Source organism: Pseudoalteromonas sp. OF7H-1, from assembly GCF_022347825.1.
GTDB lineage: Bacteria > Pseudomonadota > Gammaproteobacteria > Enterobacterales > Alteromonadaceae > Pseudoalteromonas > Pseudoalteromonas maricaloris.
Map to the genome: position 1 here is coordinate 129702 of NZ_JAKRFX010000002.1, position 19194 is coordinate 148895.

The following is a 19194-nucleotide window of genomic DNA, read 5'->3' on the forward strand; positions in this document are numbered from 1 at the left end:
CACATCTATGGTCGGCCTACAATAAAATTCTCCCACTTTGCTTAATCATCAATTAGGGAAACTATAGGCATCACACAACTACTTTCACTACTACTGAAACGCATCTTTGTTAGTATATTATGTGGCGTGAGAAACTATTCCCACGCCGGTCTAAAAAGCTAAAATCACGCCATTTCAGGGTTGTTATGGAGTTCAGATAGCAGGTTCAGGGTTTTCTCGCTGCGGTTTACAAATGGGTTAGTCTCATCCCATACATAGCCCGCAAGCACAGAAGTGATTTGGCTCTTAATTTTTTCAGGCTTGTTGTCTGAGAAAAATAGGCGGCGCAAACGTCCGTCGTACCAGCCTTCAATGTAGGTGCGCATGACAGCAATACCTTTAAGCATATGCGCCTCATAATCTTGCTGCCAATCTGCTTCCTCGCCATTTAACTGAGCGACTATGAGATCAGCGGCGCGCGCGCCTGATTCAATCGCAAACATAACACCGGCTGAAAATACAGGGTCAATAAATTCACTGGCGTTACCGGTTAGTACAAAGTTTTTGCCGAACAGTTGTTTAATACCTTTTGAGTAGCCTTTGATCTCCTTTGGCTCCATACACAGTGCCATTCCTTCCAACATTGCTGATGCATGTTGATCGCGAGCAAGGTAGGTTAAAAAGCGTGTTTTAGCATCGCCCTGGGCACTTTCCAAATACTCAGGGTTACCAACAAAACCGACTGAAACACGACCGTCAGAGAAAGGTATTAGCCAAACCCATACATCCTCTTCGTGAACCAGAATCGTTACTTTATTGTTTTCAGCCCCAGTCTCTATGCCATCAGCAGGTTTAAATTGCGCAAACAAAGTTGCGCGAGTTGGCGCTGATGAAGGTTCATTTAAATCAAGCAGGTTTGCGAGTACTCGGCCATAGCCGCTTGAGTCAACAACGAATTTTGCTTGAATTTCCTGCACATCACCGGCCTCATTGACTACCTTAATGATAGGCTCTTCTAGATCCATGTTGGCATCAACTACTGAAGTGCCAAATTCGATAGGGGCACCCATTTTTTGCACTTCTTCAGCCAGTACATTGTCAAAGTCATCTCTTGGAACTTGCCATGTCCATGTCCAGCCATCGGTGTAATTTTTAGAGAAATCGAAAAACTCTTGGAAGTCATCTTGTTTAAAATTAGCACCGATTTTCTTTTGGTAATTGCGTGCAACTAACGCATCCATAAATCCAGCATCTTCCAAATGCTGCATACTTTGTGGTAGAAGACTTTCACCGATGACATAGCGCGGAAAGTGGCTACGTTCAACGATCTTCACGGTTAATCCTGCTTGAATTAGCTTTGCAGCGGTCATTGTCCCAGCAGGTCCAGCGCCGATAATAAGTACATCTACATTTTCCTTAGCCATTTTGTAATTCCTTAATCATATATTGTGAGAAAATGTGGCAATTTATTAATCCTAGAGTGAAGAGGGGAGCTCCCTTTAATGCCTCACTCTAGAAAATCTAATTTAACATTATATTAACGAATAAAATGTTAAAGAGTGTTCATAATTTCTGACATTTTTATTAAGTCTTCCGGTGTTTTTACCCAACTGTTGTGCGACCCTTTCATGGTGAACACTTGAACCTGACTAGGTTGCATTGCTTCTTCGATAAGATTTTGATTCTTATCAAGGTATCGGTTGATTATATGACTGGAAAGTTGCAACTCTAGGCTATCCGACTGAGCCACTTCAACCGCACAACCAGCACTAAATAGCGTCACCTTTGCAGTGCTAGAAAATGCCGGATCATTTTGGTAGTGATAATTAATTCTATCGGGCTCAAGATGACTGAGCTCTGGGTGTAGAGCAAAAACTTCATCATGCATCGCGGCATAGTCAAAACAAGGGTCGACGAACACCAAGTGTTCGACTGTGTCTCCCTCATTTTGCAGCAGTTTGGCAACCTCGAGTGCCAGCGTTGCGCCAAAACTCCAACCAAAAATCCGATAAGGACCACTAGGCTTTAGCTTTTTAAGATGAATAGCATACTGCAACGCCAATGTTTGGAACTGATAATAGTCATAGGCGAGCGAGCCCTTTGGTTTTTCCTGTGCGGCATAGATGTTATTGAAGCAATAACAAGGCGCGGAAATCTTGGGAGCAATGGATTGCAAGTAACTCTCAGCACCACCGCCACCCGGAGGGAAGAAAAACCATTCAATAGGAGCATCGGCTTCATTCACCAATACGCCGATCTCAATATCGCTTAGGGTTTTTATGCCTTGGGGATTTGCGGCTGTAATCGAATGTGAAACGACGGCTCGAAGGGCAGCATCGAACTGCTCTATGAATGCGGTGGTTTGCGTCTCATCTAACTGACTTGCAATGCTCACTTGCAGTTTCATTTGACGCACTTCGGCATTTACGATGAGTGCCATTTCATCCTGATTATCCTTGCTGCTGGCATCGCCTGAGTGTGCATTTAGCATTCGTATGCCCTGATCTTGTGCATCATTGTTGCTATCAAGTTGTCCCAAGTAATTAAAGCTAACTTTAGGTAACTGATTGAAGGAAAGTTCCCCACGTCTGACCAATTCGCTGAAGCCTAGCCCTTTATCTGGAATGGCACGAAGCGTTTCTTTGCTTTGAATAATCAGCGTCGATAAATCCGTGTCATTTTTCAGGGCAACCGGAAACATACTAGTAAACCAGCCTAGTGTTCTTGAGGTATCAATATGGTCACTCAGATGTTCTCGGCCGTGGCCTTCTAACGTGAGATGGCAATAGTTTGTAGCAAAGGTATTGCACCAAGCCCGAGTAAACGCACTCATTAAGAGATCATTGATTTCTGTGTTAAACCCAGCAGGAGCAAGGCGTAGCAATTGCTCAGTAAGCTGAGTATCAAATTGATGCGTAAGACGCTGTTGTGATTTACCGTAAGGTACGTTTTGTTGTGTGCTTAGCACATTTTGCCAATACGGTATTTGTTGTTCAAAAGGATGCAGGGCCACAACGTCTGACCATTGGCGATAACTGCTGGTTTTGTCGCTTAAGGTGTCGCCTTGCAGCAAGCGACTTAAGTCTTCGACCAAAATACGCCACGAAACACCATCAATAACAAGGTGATGAACGATAAGTACAAGCCTAGTTAGCGGTGTATCATCGCTGAGTAAAACCGGTTGCCACAAAGCACCTGAACCGAGTTCAAAACGGGCGTGTATTTTACTCAACGCCAGAGCGGTTTGCTGCTCATCAAGCCCCGAAGTGTCCAAATGGATAAGCTTTGGTGTTGGACAAGCAGCAACGCTTTGATATTGGGATTGCCAAGTCTCGGTTTTGCTAAACTGAGCGCGCAACATGTCATGTTGTTGATGCAGCTGCGCAAGTGCACGCTCCAAAGTATCCAGCGCGGTATTGTGCGGAAGTGCGAGCATGACCGACTGATTAAAATGCGCTTTATGACGGTAATGGGAGTTGAGGAACCATTGCTGGATAGGTAATAACTTGATTTCTCCGCTGAGCTCACCTTGTTCAGCCTCGATTTCTACCTGTTCATTATTTGCCAAAAATGCACAAAGCGCTTCTAGGGTTGGATAAGTAAATATGTCTTTGGTCGATAGCGAATAGCCAGCACGTTTGAGAGCCGACATAAGCTGAATGCTCATAATTGAATCACCACCAATATGGAAGAAGTTATCTTCCAAGCCAATCTGCTTAATTCCCAATACAGCACACCAGATTTTAGCGATATGCTTTTGCTGTTCTGTGTTTGGAGCATGGTGAGTTTCAGTTTGGCTAAAATCGGGCTGCGGTAGTGCTCGGGCATCAATCTTGCCATTAACCGTAACCGGTAGGGCGTCTAATGTGACGTATGCACTTGGCAGCATATAACTCGGTAGCATGTGAGAGAGTGTTTGCTTGAGCTTCGCCTCATCTAGTGACTCAGTATTTGCCATGACCAAATAGGCCACGATACGTTTAACCCCATCTTGTTCATTCACGTTTACAAACGCAGTATGAATTTGCGCTTGTTGCTTAATCGCAGTTTCAATCTCGCCAAGTTCGATGCGGTAACCACGAATTTTCACCTGAAAATCATTACGACCAACATACTCTAATAAGCCATCTTCACGCCATTTAACCAAATCTCCCGTTTTATACATTTTGTTCCAACCGCTTGCGAGGTATCTATCCGATGCGAACGGATTAACTAAGAATGCTTGTTCGGTTAAATCTGAACGGTGTAAATAGCGTCTTGCCATACCCGCGCCGCCAATATAAAGCTCTCCTGCCACGCCCGGTGGAAGTATTTTGCCAGCAGGTGACAACACGTAAGCAGATTTATTGGCAATAGCGCGGCCAATAGGGGCTCCGTGATTTACAGAGTTGAGTAAGCAGCAAGTCGCATAAACGGTGGTCTCTGTTGGGCCATAGGCGTGGTAAAGCATCAGCTCTGGCGCTTGATGCTTTACTCGCTCAACCATAGCTAAGTCGACCGCCTCTCCACCAAAATTAATCTGTTTAAGTCCGGCGTGTAAGAAGAAGTCTTCGCTAGCTAAACGATTAAATAGCGCAGTGGTTACAAAGCACGTATCAATCTGCTGTGCTTGGCAGTACTCAATCAGTCGTTCTGGATCAAGTTGAGTCTGTTTATCTATCAGGTGTAGCGCTGCGCCGTTACTGAGTGTGACAAAGCAGTCAAAAATAAACGCGTCGAAGCTAATACTCGATAAGCTAAGTACCTTGTTCAGTTGTGTGGGGTCGATAAAATGGTCGTCCGTGGCATAGTTTAATAGTGCCTCATGGTTGATTTCTACGCCTTTGGGGTTGCCTGTGGTGCCAGAGGTATAGATAATATAAGCCAAATCAGACGGGCTCACCGATACCGCTTGGTCTAAGTTTGTTTCCTCCATTGGTGCATCGCTGAGTACACGTGTCAGTGAGGCAAGTGTTGTACTCTCAACTCTATCCATTAATCCCGATTGGGTGACCACGATTTTCGCACCACAGTCCTTGGCAATATATTCAATCCTTGAGTCAGGAAATTCCGGTGATACAGGAACATAACCACCGCCTGCTTTAAGAATAGCGAGGATCGCAACGATAGAATCCAACTGTTTTTCATGCAGCAATAAGACTGGGAAATCACCTTGATACTCGTTGCCGTAAATCTCAGCCTTAATCACCAATAATTGTTGGGCAAGCAGGCAAGCCTGGCGGTTGAGTGCTTGATAGCTTAGTACTTCATCTTGCCAGACCACAGCGGTTGCATCCGGGAATACGGCGACTTTTTCACTAAATAAGTCGTTGAAGTTCTCGAAGCCACATGACTGGCGCTCGGTTTCATTCCACTCGTTGAGAATACGGGTCTTTTCCACTGTATTGGCAATTTCAATGTGTTGATGCGGTAAGTGAGTATTGTCAGCGACTTGCTTGAGGATAAGTAGCAGTTGAGATTGCAGTTGTACGGCACGTGCTGGCGAAAGCAAACTGGCGTCGTACATCAGCTCAAGTTGCAGCTCTCCTTGCTCCTTTGCTATCAATGCAAGTGGGTATTCAACTTGCTCTGGTGCTGCGTCAAACTGCCAGCGAGCTTGTTGTGCCTCTGCTTGTTCATTTTCAAGGCTTGGGTAGTTTTCGAAAACGACTAGGCTTTGGAATAGCCGATTACCGCCTTGTTGCAGTGACGCAAGTGACACATTCGCATGGCTATTTAAGTCCAAAATGGCAGTTTGGATCTTCTCGAGTTGTTGCGCGATGGTGGCATCTGTAGGCCAATCAAGATAAAGCGGTAGCGTATTGATGTAAGCTCCAACACTTTGCTCTATGCCGTCAATTGGTAAGTCACGACCTGCGATAGTTGTACCTACTAAAGTAAATTCGTCGCGAGTATAGATCTGGATAAGCTTATGCCAGGCAAATTGTACCGCAGCATTGAGCGTGACAGAATGTTGCTGACACGCTTGCTGCAACTTACTTAATGTCTCGCTTGGTAGAGCAAAAAGCAGCGCCTGCGGGTCATGATTATGACGGAGCGTTTCTAAATCTGTTGAGTGACTAAACAGGGTGTTAAGATCGTTTGCTTGTGATAAATCAGCGACATGATATTGCCAAAATGCTTTGGTGGCGGCCTGATTATCTCTTAAGTAAGCATGGGCATCTAAATAGGCGTTGTCCACCTGTAAAGCAGGTTCTCGACCTTGTAGTAATTGCGTATAGTTTTGGTGAACGGTCTGCATAACTAACGGGCCACTCCAGCCATCACAAATGCTGTGATGCTCTGTTTTTATTAGGTGATAATGCGCTTCATCGCGTTTTACCAAATGCAGTGTAAATAACCCCGGTCTTGCAAAATTAAATGGCTGATTTAGCACTTGGTTTGCAAGCTTTTCTATGTGTGCTTGTTGTTCTGCTTTTGAGTATTGACTGATATCAATCACGCTAAAGTTATCTTCATCAACACAGGTGTGATCCACGATAAGTTGCAGCATGGTTTCTTCAACATCGAAAGCACAGCGCAGCGCTGGATATTGCAGTGAGGTTAGTTGCCACGCACGACAGTAAAGCGCAGTGTCAACTTTATCGAAATACTGCATCTGTGACTGCACCCGATAGGCGGTATCTTCTGGACTATTAAGCTGGTGGAAAATAAAACCTTGCTGCAAGTTTGTTGCGGGATAAACCGCGGCTAGGTCGTAACGTGTGCGCAGTGTATCTAAGTGGGCGAAGCTGACGCCTGTCAGGTTATAGTCGCTCGGCGTTTGTTTGGCGCCAAGCGCTTTGGTATGTAATGCCGTGTCCAGCACCGCTTGTAGACTGGCAGTGAACTGACTTTGGAATAGGGCAAATTCGGTTTCAGACAATGCTGTGGTGCAATTTAAGACAAGCTGACCATGAATAATAGCCGCGTTGATATCAAGAACGTAATGCCCATTATTTTCGCTCGCGACTGGTTGACCTGTAATGGCTTCGGTCAAGTAAAAGTCGCCATGAGGTTGCTGCGTTTTAGTGCCACCGATTTGGCCTAAATAGTTGAATGCAACGGTTGGTAAAGTCCCCGTCACTTGTTTGGAAAAATAGAATTGACCAAAACCAACGCCATTGTCTGGCAATTTACGCAGCTGCTCTTTGGCATTGACGATAGCGCTTTCTAGACTAGAACCCGCATGGAGTGCTAGTGGATATAATGACGTAAACCAGCCCACGGTGCGTGAATGATCTATATCTTCGGCGATGTGTTCACGACCATGACCTTCAAGCGCAATAACCTGATCATTACTACCAGTGATATGGGCGAGAGTTAGTGACAGTGCGGCGACGACAAGGTCTCGAGGCTCTGTGTGGTAGCCTTGATTAGCGTCAAACAGCAGCGTTTGTGTAAATGCAGAGTCAAGTTTAATCACTTGGTTTCTCGGTGTACTCTTCGCTGTTAAGTGTGTTTGACAAGTATCAAGTACTTCTTGCCAGTAATCGATTTGTTCGGCTTGAACCTGTGCATATTGGGCTAAGGCCTCAACCCATTGACGATAGCTTGAGGTTTTTTGCGCCAATTTTTTGCCTTGATAAAGGCTATTTAAGTCCTCAATTAGGATCCGCCAAGAGACAAAGTCAATGATCAGGTGGTGGAAGGCCAGTACCAATATATCTTGGCTTTGGCGTTTGACACGAATTGGCTGCCATAAAGGGCCTGAATTTAACGCAAACTGTGACTGCAAGCGGGTTAATTGCTTGGCAAGCTCGTCGTCACTAAGTGTGTCTGCATCAAGTTTAACTAGAGGTGCCATGGTATTATTTTGTTGGTACTGCTGGGTAATATGCGCCGTCTTTTGATTGAAAACAAGGCGTAGCACATCATGTTGCTCAGCAAGCTCGGACAATAGCTCAACTAATCTCTCATCACTGATTGCGCTTGGCATTACAGTGGCAAAAGTTTGGGCAAAGTGTGCGGGATTAGCAAACTGATTTGCGAAGAACCACTGCTGGATAGGCAGCAGATCGAACTCGCCTTCAAGCTGGCCTTGTTCGGTTTTTATCGTAACCTTCTTGTCGCCATTCGCACTGATAAGCTTTGCCAGCCGCGCGGGAGTTGGGGCGGCAAATATCTCTTTAACTTGTACCGTTAACCCAGCTTCTCTTAAGCGTGAAACCAGCTGAATACTGACAATTGAGTCGCCGCCGATTTGGAAGAAGTTATCCTCAATCCCCACTTGCTCAAGGCCAAGTACCTGTTGCCAAATCTCACAAAGCTGGGTCTCTAAGGCATTACGCGGTGCCACATAAAGGTTGTCGGCTTGAAGCTCCGGTGTGGGGAGTGCCTTGCGGTCAAGCTTACCGTTACCCGTAAGTGGAATATGCTCGATTAGAGTAAAGTGACTGGGCACCATATACTCAGGTAAAGCAGCACTTAGGGCGAGCTTTAACTCGGTAATTTCAAGGTCAGGCTCTGCAACAAGGTAAGCGGCCAGCGCTTTGCCTTGCGGTGCAGGCACATCAATCACCACTGCGTTTTGTACGCCTTGCTGGTCGACAATAGCAGCGGCAATCTCGCCTAGTTCGACACGATAACCACGAATTTTCACCTGCTCATCGTTACGACCGAGATACACCAAGTCGCCGTTGTCTAGGAAGCGGGCAAGGTCACCGGTTTTGTACAGCTTGCTATGGGCGGGGTCGTGACTAAATGGATTATCAATAAAGCGCTCAGCATTGAGTTCAGGGCGGTTTAAGTAACCACGGGCAACCCCAAGGCCTGAAATATATAACTCACCCGGCGCACCAATGGGCATGGGCTGCAGCGACTCAGATAACACATGAAGATTAACGTTAGGGTAGGCTTTACCTATGCCTTGATGAATACGTGGATAGGCCTGTGCTAGCATCGCACCGACTGTGGCTTCCGTTGGGCCATATTCATCGAAAATAGCGTTCACATGGTCGCTTAATGCGGCGATGGCCTGCTCGGTCAGCGCTTCACCACCGAGCATTAGGGCATCGACTTGTGCGTCGCTGCCAGGCAATAGCGCCATGGCAAGACTGGGTGTGGTTTTCACAAAGCCAACGTTCGCGGCATTTAGATGAGCTCTAAAGGCGGCGGCATCAAGAATATCGCCTTCATAAACACACACTGTTTGTCCAGCAAGGAGCGGGCATAAGGTGGTCGTCACCGACAGGTCAAAACAGTAATTAGAAGAAAAGTCGATATTACGATACTTGTCACCTAACTGGCTGGTTAAGGCGTGAAGATAGTAAAGCACATTGTGCTGCGTGAGCATTACGCCTTTTGGTTGTCCGGTTGTCCCTGAGGTGTAGATGATATAAGCCAAGTTAGCCAACGCGGTTGGACGCACTAAGTTCTCGTGCTCCACCGCCAGCGCATGGGTGTTTACGCCGAGCGCCTTCACGCCGAGCGCCGCCATTTTTCCAAGCACAGGCTCAAGTGAAGGCAAGTGGCTTTCCTGGGTTAGCACTAAGTCGGTGTTGGTGTCGGTTAAAATAAATTCAACCCGAGCTTCGGGGTAATCTGGTGAAACAGGCACATAGGCACCACCGGCTTTGAGCACGGCCAAAATAGCAATAAGCATCTCGCTACTGCGAGAAAAGTAGAGGGCGATAGGGGTATCGGCAGGCAATAGGCCAGCTTGTGCTTTGGGGTGCTGAGCAATGATTTGCTGTGCAAGGGCATTGGCTTTACCGTTCACTTCGGCATAAGACAGTGCTTCACCACTGCTGGTTAACATGGCCGCTTGCTCTGGGGTGTTAGCGGCGTGCTGCTCTACTAAGCTGGCCAGATCTTTGTCGGTAGCAAACGACTCGGCGTTGTTGTGCCAAGCACGGAGTGTGTCAGTCTCAGTTCTATTTTGTAGGGCTACTTTTGCAAGTGGCTGTGCAGTTCTGGTGATCACCTGATCGATAATATTGATAAAGCGCTCAGCAAGGAGTTCGATCCAGTCACTAGGAAATAGCGCAGTGGCGTAGTTAATATCACCAAATACTTCTTCGTCCCCATTTTGTAGCAATAAACTAATGTCGAACTTTGCCACTTTATGGAGCGCTTTTACCTGTGACTCATCCACTGGCGTAAACAGCTGTTGGCTGCTGTCGTCGCTGTTATTTTTAAATTGTTCAAGCGCAAACATCATTTGAAATAGCGGATGGCGAGACGGATCCCGTTGTAATTTTAGGGCGTCGACCAATTTATCAAATGGCAGATCTTGGTGCGCCTTTGCCGCTTTTAGGGTTTGGTGCACTTGTTGGATTAAGGCATTAAAGTCCAGTGTGTTATCAATATGAACTGGCAGGGCTAAGCTATTGACCAAAAAGCCAATAAGATTTTGTGTCTGGCTTAGATGACGGTTGTCAGATGGCGTACCGATGACTAAATCTGACTGACCGCTGGTTGCTTGTAATGTCAATGCCCAGCTGCTGAGCAGTACTATATAGAGACTGGTTTGTTGCGTTTTGGCTATGGCCTTTAGGGCTTCGCTTCGTTCTTGACCCAAATGAATACGGTGGTCGGCACCGTGATATTGATATTCATTTGGCCTTGGTAGTGGCGAATGTAATTCAAGCTGCTCAGCACCTGCAAGTGCATCAGTCCAGTGGTCTAAAAGCTTAGTTAAGGTATCGCCGCTGAGGTACTCGCGCTGCCATTTTGCGTAATCTTGGTACTGTAACTCAAGCGCTGGTAGCTCAGGCGTTTTGCCTGAAGCTAGCATAAAATAGGCTTGGTGTAGCTCACGCATAAAGATTTCGGTGGACCAGCCATCAAACGCTATGTGGTGCCACATAAATAGCACGTAACGTTCAGCGCCTACTGTCCAACAGCAAACCTTGAACATAGGCTCATTGGCTAAGTCAAATGGTGTACTAATAGCTTGTTTAACAGCCGTATTAAGCGCAGCTAAGTCAGCCACAGGGCTAGGCGTAATTTCAATACAAGCGCTCAACACTTCTTGATAGTCGTGGCCTTGCTCGTCTTGACGATAGACACTGCGAAGCACTTCATGCCTATCTAACACGATATTCAGTGCTTGTGTTAATCGCGTAAGCTCTGTGTGCTCAGAGAGTTTAACCAAAAACGGAATATGATAAGCGTTGGTGCCATTTTCTAACCGTTCGATAAATAATAAACGCTCTTGCGCAAACGAAAGCGGATGGCGGTTTAATTCTGGCAGTGTATTAAACGCATCCTTTGAAAAAATGGCTTTTGCTTCAAGGTAATCCATTAGCTGCGTTTTGTTTGACTTTAACTTTGCAACAAGTGCAGCATCTGGCGCTTGCGCGCCAAATGACAGCTCTAGTCCGCCGTCTTGCAACCAGATTGAGAGATTGTGATCTTTCAGTTCAGCGAGCAATGACAACATGGTTAAATCCTCATGCTATTAGTTTGTTCTTGTTGTGATCCGGAGTCTGCTTTAATTTCGATATCCACACTCAACGTCTCTAAGTTGTCGACGATTGCGGCAATATGGGTATGCTCAAACAGGGCTGAAATTGGGATGTTTAAATCCAGTGCTTTATTACAAGCATTCATCAACCGGATAGCCGAGATAGAATCCCCCCCAATACTGAAGAAATTATCTTCAATACCCACTTGCTCAAGGCCAAGTACCTGTTGCCAAATCTCACAAAGCTGGGTTTCTAAGTCATTACGCGGTGCCACATAGAGGTTGTCCGCTTGAAGTTCTGGCGCTGGGAGTGCCTTGCGGTCAAGCTTACCGTTACCCGTGAGTGGAATCTGTTCGATTAGGGTAAAGTGGCTGGGCACCATATACTCAGGTAAAGCAGCACTTAGGGCGAGCTTTAACTCGGTAATTTCAAGGTCAGGCTCTGCAACAAGGTAAGCGGCCAGTGCTTTGCCTTGCGGTGCAGGCACATCAATCACCACTGCGTTTTGTACACCTTGCTGGTCGACAATAGCAGCGGCAATCTCGCCTAATTCGACGCGATAACCACGAATTTTCACCTGCTCATCGTTACGACCGAGATACACCAAGTCGCCGTTGTCTAGGAAGCGGGCAAGGTCACCGGTTTTGTACAGCTTGCTATGGGCGGGGTCGTAACTAAATGGATTGTCAATAAAGCGCTCGGCACTGAGTTCTGGGCGGTTTAAGTAACCACGGGCAACCCCAAGGCCTGAAATATATAACTCACCCGGCGCACCAATGGGCATGGGTTGGAGCGACTCAGATAACACATGAAGATTAACGTTAGGGTAGGCTTTACCTATGCCTTGATGAAGACGTGGATAGGCCTGCGCTAGCATCGCACCGACTGTGGCTTCCGTTGGGCCGTATTCATCGAAAATAGCGTTCACATGGCCGCTTAATGCGGCAATGGCCTGCTCAGTCAGCGCTTCACCACCGAGCATGAGGGCCTCAACTTGTGCATCGCTGCCAGGCAATAGCGCCATGGCAAGACTCGGTGTGGTTTTCACAAAGCTAACATTCGCGGCACTTAGGTGAGCTCTAAAAGCGGCGGCATCAAGAATATCCCCTTCATAGACACACACCGTTTGTCCAGCAAGGAGCGGGCATAAGGTGGTGGTCACCGACAGGTCAAAACAGTAGTTAGAAGAAAAGTCGATATTACGATACTTGTCACCTAACTGGCGAGTTAAGGCGTGAAGATAATAAAGCACATTGTGCTGAGTGAGCATCACGCCTTTTGGTTGCCCGGTTGTTCCTGAGGTGTAGATGATATAAGCCAAGTTAGCCAACGCTGTTGGGCGCACAGGGTTCTCGTGCTCCACCGCCAGCGCACGGGTGTTTACGCCGAGCGCTGTGGCTTTTCCAAGCACAGGCTTAAGTGACGGCAAGTGGCTCTCCTGCGTTAACACTAAGTCGGTGTTGGTGTCGGTTAAAATGAATTCAACCCGAGCTTCTGGATAATCTGGTGAAACAGGCACATAGGCACCACCGGCTTTGAGCACGGCCAAAATAGCAATAAGCATCTCGCTACTGCGAGAAAAGTAGAGGGCGATAGGGGTATCGGCTGGCAATAGGCCAGCTTGCGCTTTGGGGTGCTGAGCAATGATTTGCTTCGCAAGGGCATTGGCCTTACCGTTCACTTCGGCATAAGACAGCGCTTCACCGCTGCTGGTTAACATGGCCGTATGCTCTGGGGTGTTAGCGGCGTGCTGCTCTACTAAGCTGGCCAGATCTTTGTCGGTGGCAAATGACTCGGCGTTGTTGTGCCATTGACTGAGCGTTGTCTGCATTTGGTTATTGACCAAGCTAATGCTTTGATGGCTTTGTGTTAGTCGTTCCCCAAGCTGAATCAAAATAGCTTGTACTTGGTCAAGGATCCACTTTGCCCGCGCTGTGCTTAACCATTCTCCGTTGTAGTGCATCACAAAGTCTAAGCGGTCTTGCTCGCTTTGGGCCACCACAGAAAGCGGATAGTCGCCTTTTTCTATTGATTCTCTGAACTTCCAGCTGCCGGTATTTTCTGGAGTCGGGTAGTTTTCGAATACAAAGAGGGTATGGAACAAGCGTTGACCATCACGTTGCAGCTTCGACAAGCTCATGTCGCTGTGGCTATTGAGTGCAGCTACGCCTTTTTGAATGGCTTTGAGGATGTCATTACAGCTTGCTTCTGCATGCCAATTTACCACTAAAGGTAAGGTGTTGATGAACAAACCGACCGCTTGTTCAATCCCATTGACTGGAATTTCACGACCGGAAACTGTGCTACCAACAATCGTTTGGCTATCACCAGAATAGGTTTGCAGTAACTTATGCCAAGCAAATTGCAGTGCAACGTTGAGCGTTACGCCAGCTTGTTGACAAGTATGTTGTAGCGACCTAAACGCCTCGCCTTGAAGGCTAAACTGCAGCGATTGCACTTGTTCAACAATTCGACTTTGCGACAAGTCAAACTGACCACCAAGCAACAAGTTAATATCGTTTGCGGTGTCAAATTCGGCTTGTTGCTGCTGCCAGTAAGCCTGAGTTTGCTTGGCATTTTTAAGGTAATAAGCTTGCGCTTCTAAATAGGTTTGCTGCGCTTGCACCTCTGGTGTTTTCCCTGCACAAAGCTGGCGATAATACTCAGCGACTGCTTGCAGCATTAACGGTCCACTCCAGCCATCATTAATGGCATGGTGCTCGGTTTTGATAAGTGTGTAGAGGTTTTCACTGCGCTTAAATAAGGTGAAGCGAATAAGCCCCGGTTGACTTAGGTCAAACGGAACTTGTCGATCTTCGGCTTGAGCTTTGCTGATGGCTTGCTGTTGGTGGTGCTCGTCAAGGGATGACAGATCTACTATGGCGAAATGGTTGTCATCAATACTGGCGTCGCGACACACCACTTGGAGTAGGCACTCTTGCCAATCAAAAGCGGTGCGTAGAATAGGGAAGCGAAGCGACGCTAAACGCCAGGCATGAATAAAGTGTTCAACCTCTAGCGCTTGTTCAATATCCATGACCAATTGCACTCGGTAGGCATCATCCGTTGGGAAGTTAACAGCATGATAGATAAAGCCTTGTTGCAAGCTATTAGCCGGGTAAAGTGCTTCGATATTATAGTGCTTGCTCAGCGCTTGATAATGCCCATAAGACAAGTCGCTTAATCCCAAATCGCTAGGGGTTTGCTGTGGTGTTTGCGCGGCTAGTTCACAGCTTGCATTAATGACCTGATGAAGCGCCATTTCAAAGTGCTCAACAAATGCCAACGACTGTGATTGGTTCAACCTCGAAACCACATCAAAGTGAAGCTTGTCACCGCGAACTGCGCCATTGATGTTGAGTAGCAGTGCATTGTCAGCCTGAGCGTTTGCCTCTGTCATCACATAGCCTGCTTGAGTATCATCCAGCTGCCAGTCTCGGCTTTGCTGTTGTTGCTGATTCAATTGACCTAGATAGTTAAAGCTCACCTGAGGGCGAATTACACTGACTTTGCCAGCTTGTACAAAAGCGCCATAGCCCACGCCTTTATCCGGGATCTGACGCAGCATTTCTTTGGTGTTTGCGATGGTTGCAATCACGTCGTCGTGGTGTTCAAGGCGCACAGGATACATACTGGTAAACCAGCCTATGGTTTGCGACACATCCAAGCGCGGATCTATATTTTCACGACCATGACCTTCAAGTTGAATATGATTAACGGTACTGTCAAAAGTGCTGTGTAGGGCAATATTGAGTGCCGCCAAAAGCAAGTCGTTAATGTCAGTATTCAAACCAAGATTGGCATCTCGTAGCAATTTAGCAGTCGTTTCTTGCGCAAACGTGATGCTGTATTGTGATTGTGCTGAGTAAGTGGGTTGGCTAGTAAAGCCTTTTTGTACCTGCTGCCAATAGTACGCTTGCTCAGGGTGAGCCGAAGGGTAGGTGGCAATGGCATCCACCCACTGACGATAGCTGGTAAGCTTGTCTGTTAGTGCTTCACCACTTAATAGGGTTTGTAAGTCTTGGCTTAACACCCGCCACGATACCACATCAATAATGGCATGATGGAAGGCAAAGAATACCTGGCTACCCTCGGCCGTTTTCACCAACGCTGCCTGCCACAGGGGGCCATTGAATAAATCAAATTGGCTTTGTAGTTTGGTCAATTCGTTAAATAACGCGTCTTTACTCAGAGCCGTCGCATCAAGTAATGGGACTTCAAACTCTATCGCCGCTTGGTACGCTTGTTTTACCCCGTTGCTGGTCTGAACAAAGTGACAACGTAGCATGTCATGATGCTCGCTCAGCGCTTGAATAGCTTGCGTCAGCCCCGTGTGTTCAATGTGTTCAGGTAAGTTAAGGGTAAATGCTTGGTTCCAATGGTGTGGATTTGGTAGCCCTAAATCGAAAAACCACTGTTGGATAGGCAGTAGTGCAAACTCACCACTTAACCTACCTTGCTCCGTGATAAGTTCGATGGTTTCAGTGCTAACGTGTTGAATTAAATAGGCCTGCGCTGCCACGCTTGGGGCGTCAATGATGTCTTTAACCTGAAGGTTAAAGCCAGCTTTACGCAGCGCAGACACAAGTTGAATACTGACAATAGAATCGCCACCGACTTTGAAAAAGTCATCATTAACGCCCACTTGTTCTAGACCCAATACTGACTGCCAAATACCACACAATTGTTTTTCTAATTCGCTGCTCGGTGCTTGATAGTTGTCTTCATCTACCACCGTTGGAGTAGGCAATTGCTTGTGATCCAGCTTTCCATTGTTGTTAAACGGTAACGCCGACATCACTTCAAAGTAGCTTGGGATCATATAGCTAGGTAAAACCTGAGCCAGTTCCTGTTTTACTGCACTTAAATCTAACTCGCCGCGCTCTGGTACCACGTATGCGGCAAGTTGCTTGTTGCCCGCTTGTTCGAATACCACCACAGCGGCGACTTTTACTTGCGCCAATTCGTTGAGTTGTGCTTCTATTTCAGCAAGCTCAATCCTAAACCCGCGGATCTTCACTTGGTGATCGTTACGGCCTAAAAACTCTAGTACGCCAGACTCTGACCAACGTCCTAAGTCTCCCGTTTTATACAGTTTATCTAGCCCGAATTGTTTGGCCTTTGCGCTTGCAAAGGGGTTATCGATAAAGCGCGCAGCACTCATTTCGGGTTTATTAAGGTAGCCACATGCAAGTCCGGCTCCTGCTATAAATATCTCGCCTGTCGCGCCGTATGGCACTGGATTAAGATATTTATCAAGCAATAATACTTGGCGATGATTAATGGCTTGGCCGATGGGCACCGGGCCATCAATATTGGCGCATGGATAGAAAGTGGTAAATGTCGTGCTTTCAGTTGGGCCATACGCGTTTATCACCAACTCTGGTCGCGTATCTCTGGCGAGAATGCGTTTGACTATGCTTGGAGTGATTGCCTCACCGCCTGTTAGTACGCAGCGGACATTGTCATAAATATCAGGTTGTTGTAAATACAGCGAATCAAACAGTGTGCGCGTTAGCCAAAGTACACTAACACCGTGTTGTTTAATTAACCTTGATAGGCTGTCAGGATCCGCGCCTTGTTGCGCACTTGCTACAACCAATTTGCAGCCGTTTATCAGTGGTGTCCAAATTTCATACGTTGCGGCGTCAAAGTTTGGATTAGATAGGTGAATAAACACGTCGTTTTCTGACGTGTTTATTAAATCAGTATCTTGTACCAAAGAAACAACGCCACGGTGTGGAACGACCACGCCCTTTGGCTCACCTGTCGTACCGGATGTATAGATCACATAGGCTTCGGTTTGCGCATGTGCGCCTGATAGTATGGGCGCTGCATCAGACAAAGACAAGCTATCTAAGCAGGTAATTTGCGGCTCTGCATCACAACTTGCAACGAGTGTTTCGATACGCGGGCGCAGCTCACTTTGTGTTAAAATCAAACCAAGTTGCGTGTCGTTGAGCATATACTCAATGCGCTGATCTGGATAATCAGGGTTAAGCGGTACATAAGCACAACCCGCTTTTAGGATAGCCAGTTTTGCGATCACCATTGCAATAGAGCGTTCACAGAAAAGCCCAACAAAGCGATGGCTGCCAACGTCCACATGATCTTTAATGTAGGCGGCAAGATTATTCGCGCTTTGTTCTAATTCTTGATAGGTCAGCTGCATTTCGCCTTCAACCAGCGCTATTCGAGTTGGCGTTTTTTGTACTTGCTGAGCAACCAATTCATGGATAGTAGAGTGCAAATAATCTGCATGCTCATCTACCTCAACCATTGGTGCTCGCTCATCATTACTTAGCAAAGAAATTTGGCTATGCGGCTGGTTCTCATCAGCAATAATGGCATCTAACACCAATGTCATTTGGGTGAGCAATCGCTGTGCTTTGCTTGGTGCCAGCATGGTTTCGCAGAAGCTCAACTTAAGTAGCAAGATATCTTGTTGTTCAACAATGCTGATGGTGAGCGGATAGTCTACTTTTTCAATCATCTTATCGAATGACCATTCGAGCACGTCTTGTCCCGCTGGTGTCGGATAGTTTTCAAATACAAATAGACTGTTGAACAGGCGAGTATTCGGCTCTTGTAGTTGCGACAGTGAAACACTGCTGTTGCCGTTAAGTTCTGCAATTTTTTCTTTCAGCGCTGTAAGCTGGGTGCGAATACTGGCCGTTTCTTGCCAATCAAGGGAAAGAGGTAGAGTATTGATATATAAACCAACACTGGCATGGATCCCGTCAATGGGTAGTTCACGACCCGAGACCGTTGTGCCTACTATGGTTTGCTCAGCGTCGCAGTAATATTGCAGTACTTTATGCCAAGCAAATTGCATTAAGACGTTCAGCGTTAGTCCGTGTTGTTTAGCAAATGCTTTGAGCTGTTGATGGCGCTCTGAAGAGAGCTTTAATTCGCTCGCCGCTGCTTTTTGGATCTGTGACGAGCCAGATTGGTCAATATTTTTACTCAATAAGCGGTTGATATCATTGGGCTCACCAAATTGTGCTTTTTGGGTTTGCCAATAGCTATCGCTAGATTTTTGATTTTGCTGATAGCGTGCTTGTGTTTGTAGGTAAGCCGTTTCTTCTTCAACAATGACCGGCTCGCCTTTGGTTAGTTTGGCGTAGTTTTGATGCACGGTTTGCAGCATCACCGGAAAGCTCCAACCATCGCTGATGCTGTGGTGTTCTGCTTTAATTAGGGTGTAATGTGCATCGGCGCGTTTAACAATAGCAAAACGCATTAATCCCGGCTGAGTCAAATCGAAAGGCGTATTACGGTCGTCGTGAATGAGCTTATCGATACGTGTCTGTTGTTCAATGTGGTCTAACGTGCTGAAGTCGTGAAAACTGAAGTGATTTGGGGTAAATCCGGCCCCTCCTTTGATCACTTGGATGATTTCATTTTCCCAGTTGAACGCGGTACGTAGCGCAGGGTAACGCATTGATGCCAAGATCCAAGCCTGTTGGTAAGCATCGACATCGAGTGCTTGATGGTAATCGATGACTAACTGAACGCGGTAAGCATCGTCATTTGGTTGGGCAAGGTGATGATAAACAAAACCTTTTTGCATACTGTTAGCATCAAAGATGGCACGGATCTCAGATGCCTTTTTATGCTCAGTCGCTAGTAACTGTTCAAAGTCTTGTTCGGAAAAAACTTGCTGCGATACAAGGTAATCTAATAATGCGGCTTTATTTGCTTTGAGGTAATCAACCCATTGTTGGCTGAGTCCTTGCTCACCATGGACAATTTTAAGTTTGTCTCCATTGGCCCAAAGCGCAATGTTATCCTTTGCAAGTGATTGGCATAAATTCAACATGGT

General features: G+C 46.6%; 3 protein-coding genes. All 3 read right to left on the reverse strand.

The window, feature by feature from the left end; genetic code table 11:
* Positions 1-164: 164 nt before the first annotated feature.
* The 3 genes from MHN30_RS02795 to MHN30_RS02805 all read right to left on the reverse strand — a co-directional run bounded on the left by MHN30_RS02795 (position 165) and on the right by MHN30_RS02805 (position 19191).
* The gene (locus MHN30_RS02795; protein WP_045988380.1) at positions 165-1403 is read right to left on the reverse strand and encodes an NAD(P)/FAD-dependent oxidoreductase; all 1239 of its coding nucleotides are present in this window, start codon (positions 1401-1403) and stop codon (positions 165-167) included.
* 128 nt (positions 1404-1531) lie between these two features.
* The gene (locus MHN30_RS02800) at positions 1532-11344 is read right to left on the reverse strand and encodes a non-ribosomal peptide synthetase (RefSeq protein ID WP_239358004.1); all 9813 of its coding nucleotides are present in this window, start codon (positions 11342-11344) and stop codon (positions 1532-1534) included.
* 2 nt (positions 11345-11346) lie between these two features.
* The gene (locus tag MHN30_RS02805; RefSeq protein WP_239358014.1) at positions 11347-19191 is read right to left on the reverse strand and encodes a non-ribosomal peptide synthetase; all 7845 of its coding nucleotides are present in this window, start codon (positions 19189-19191) and stop codon (positions 11347-11349) included.
* Positions 19192-19194 lie beyond the last annotated feature (3 nt).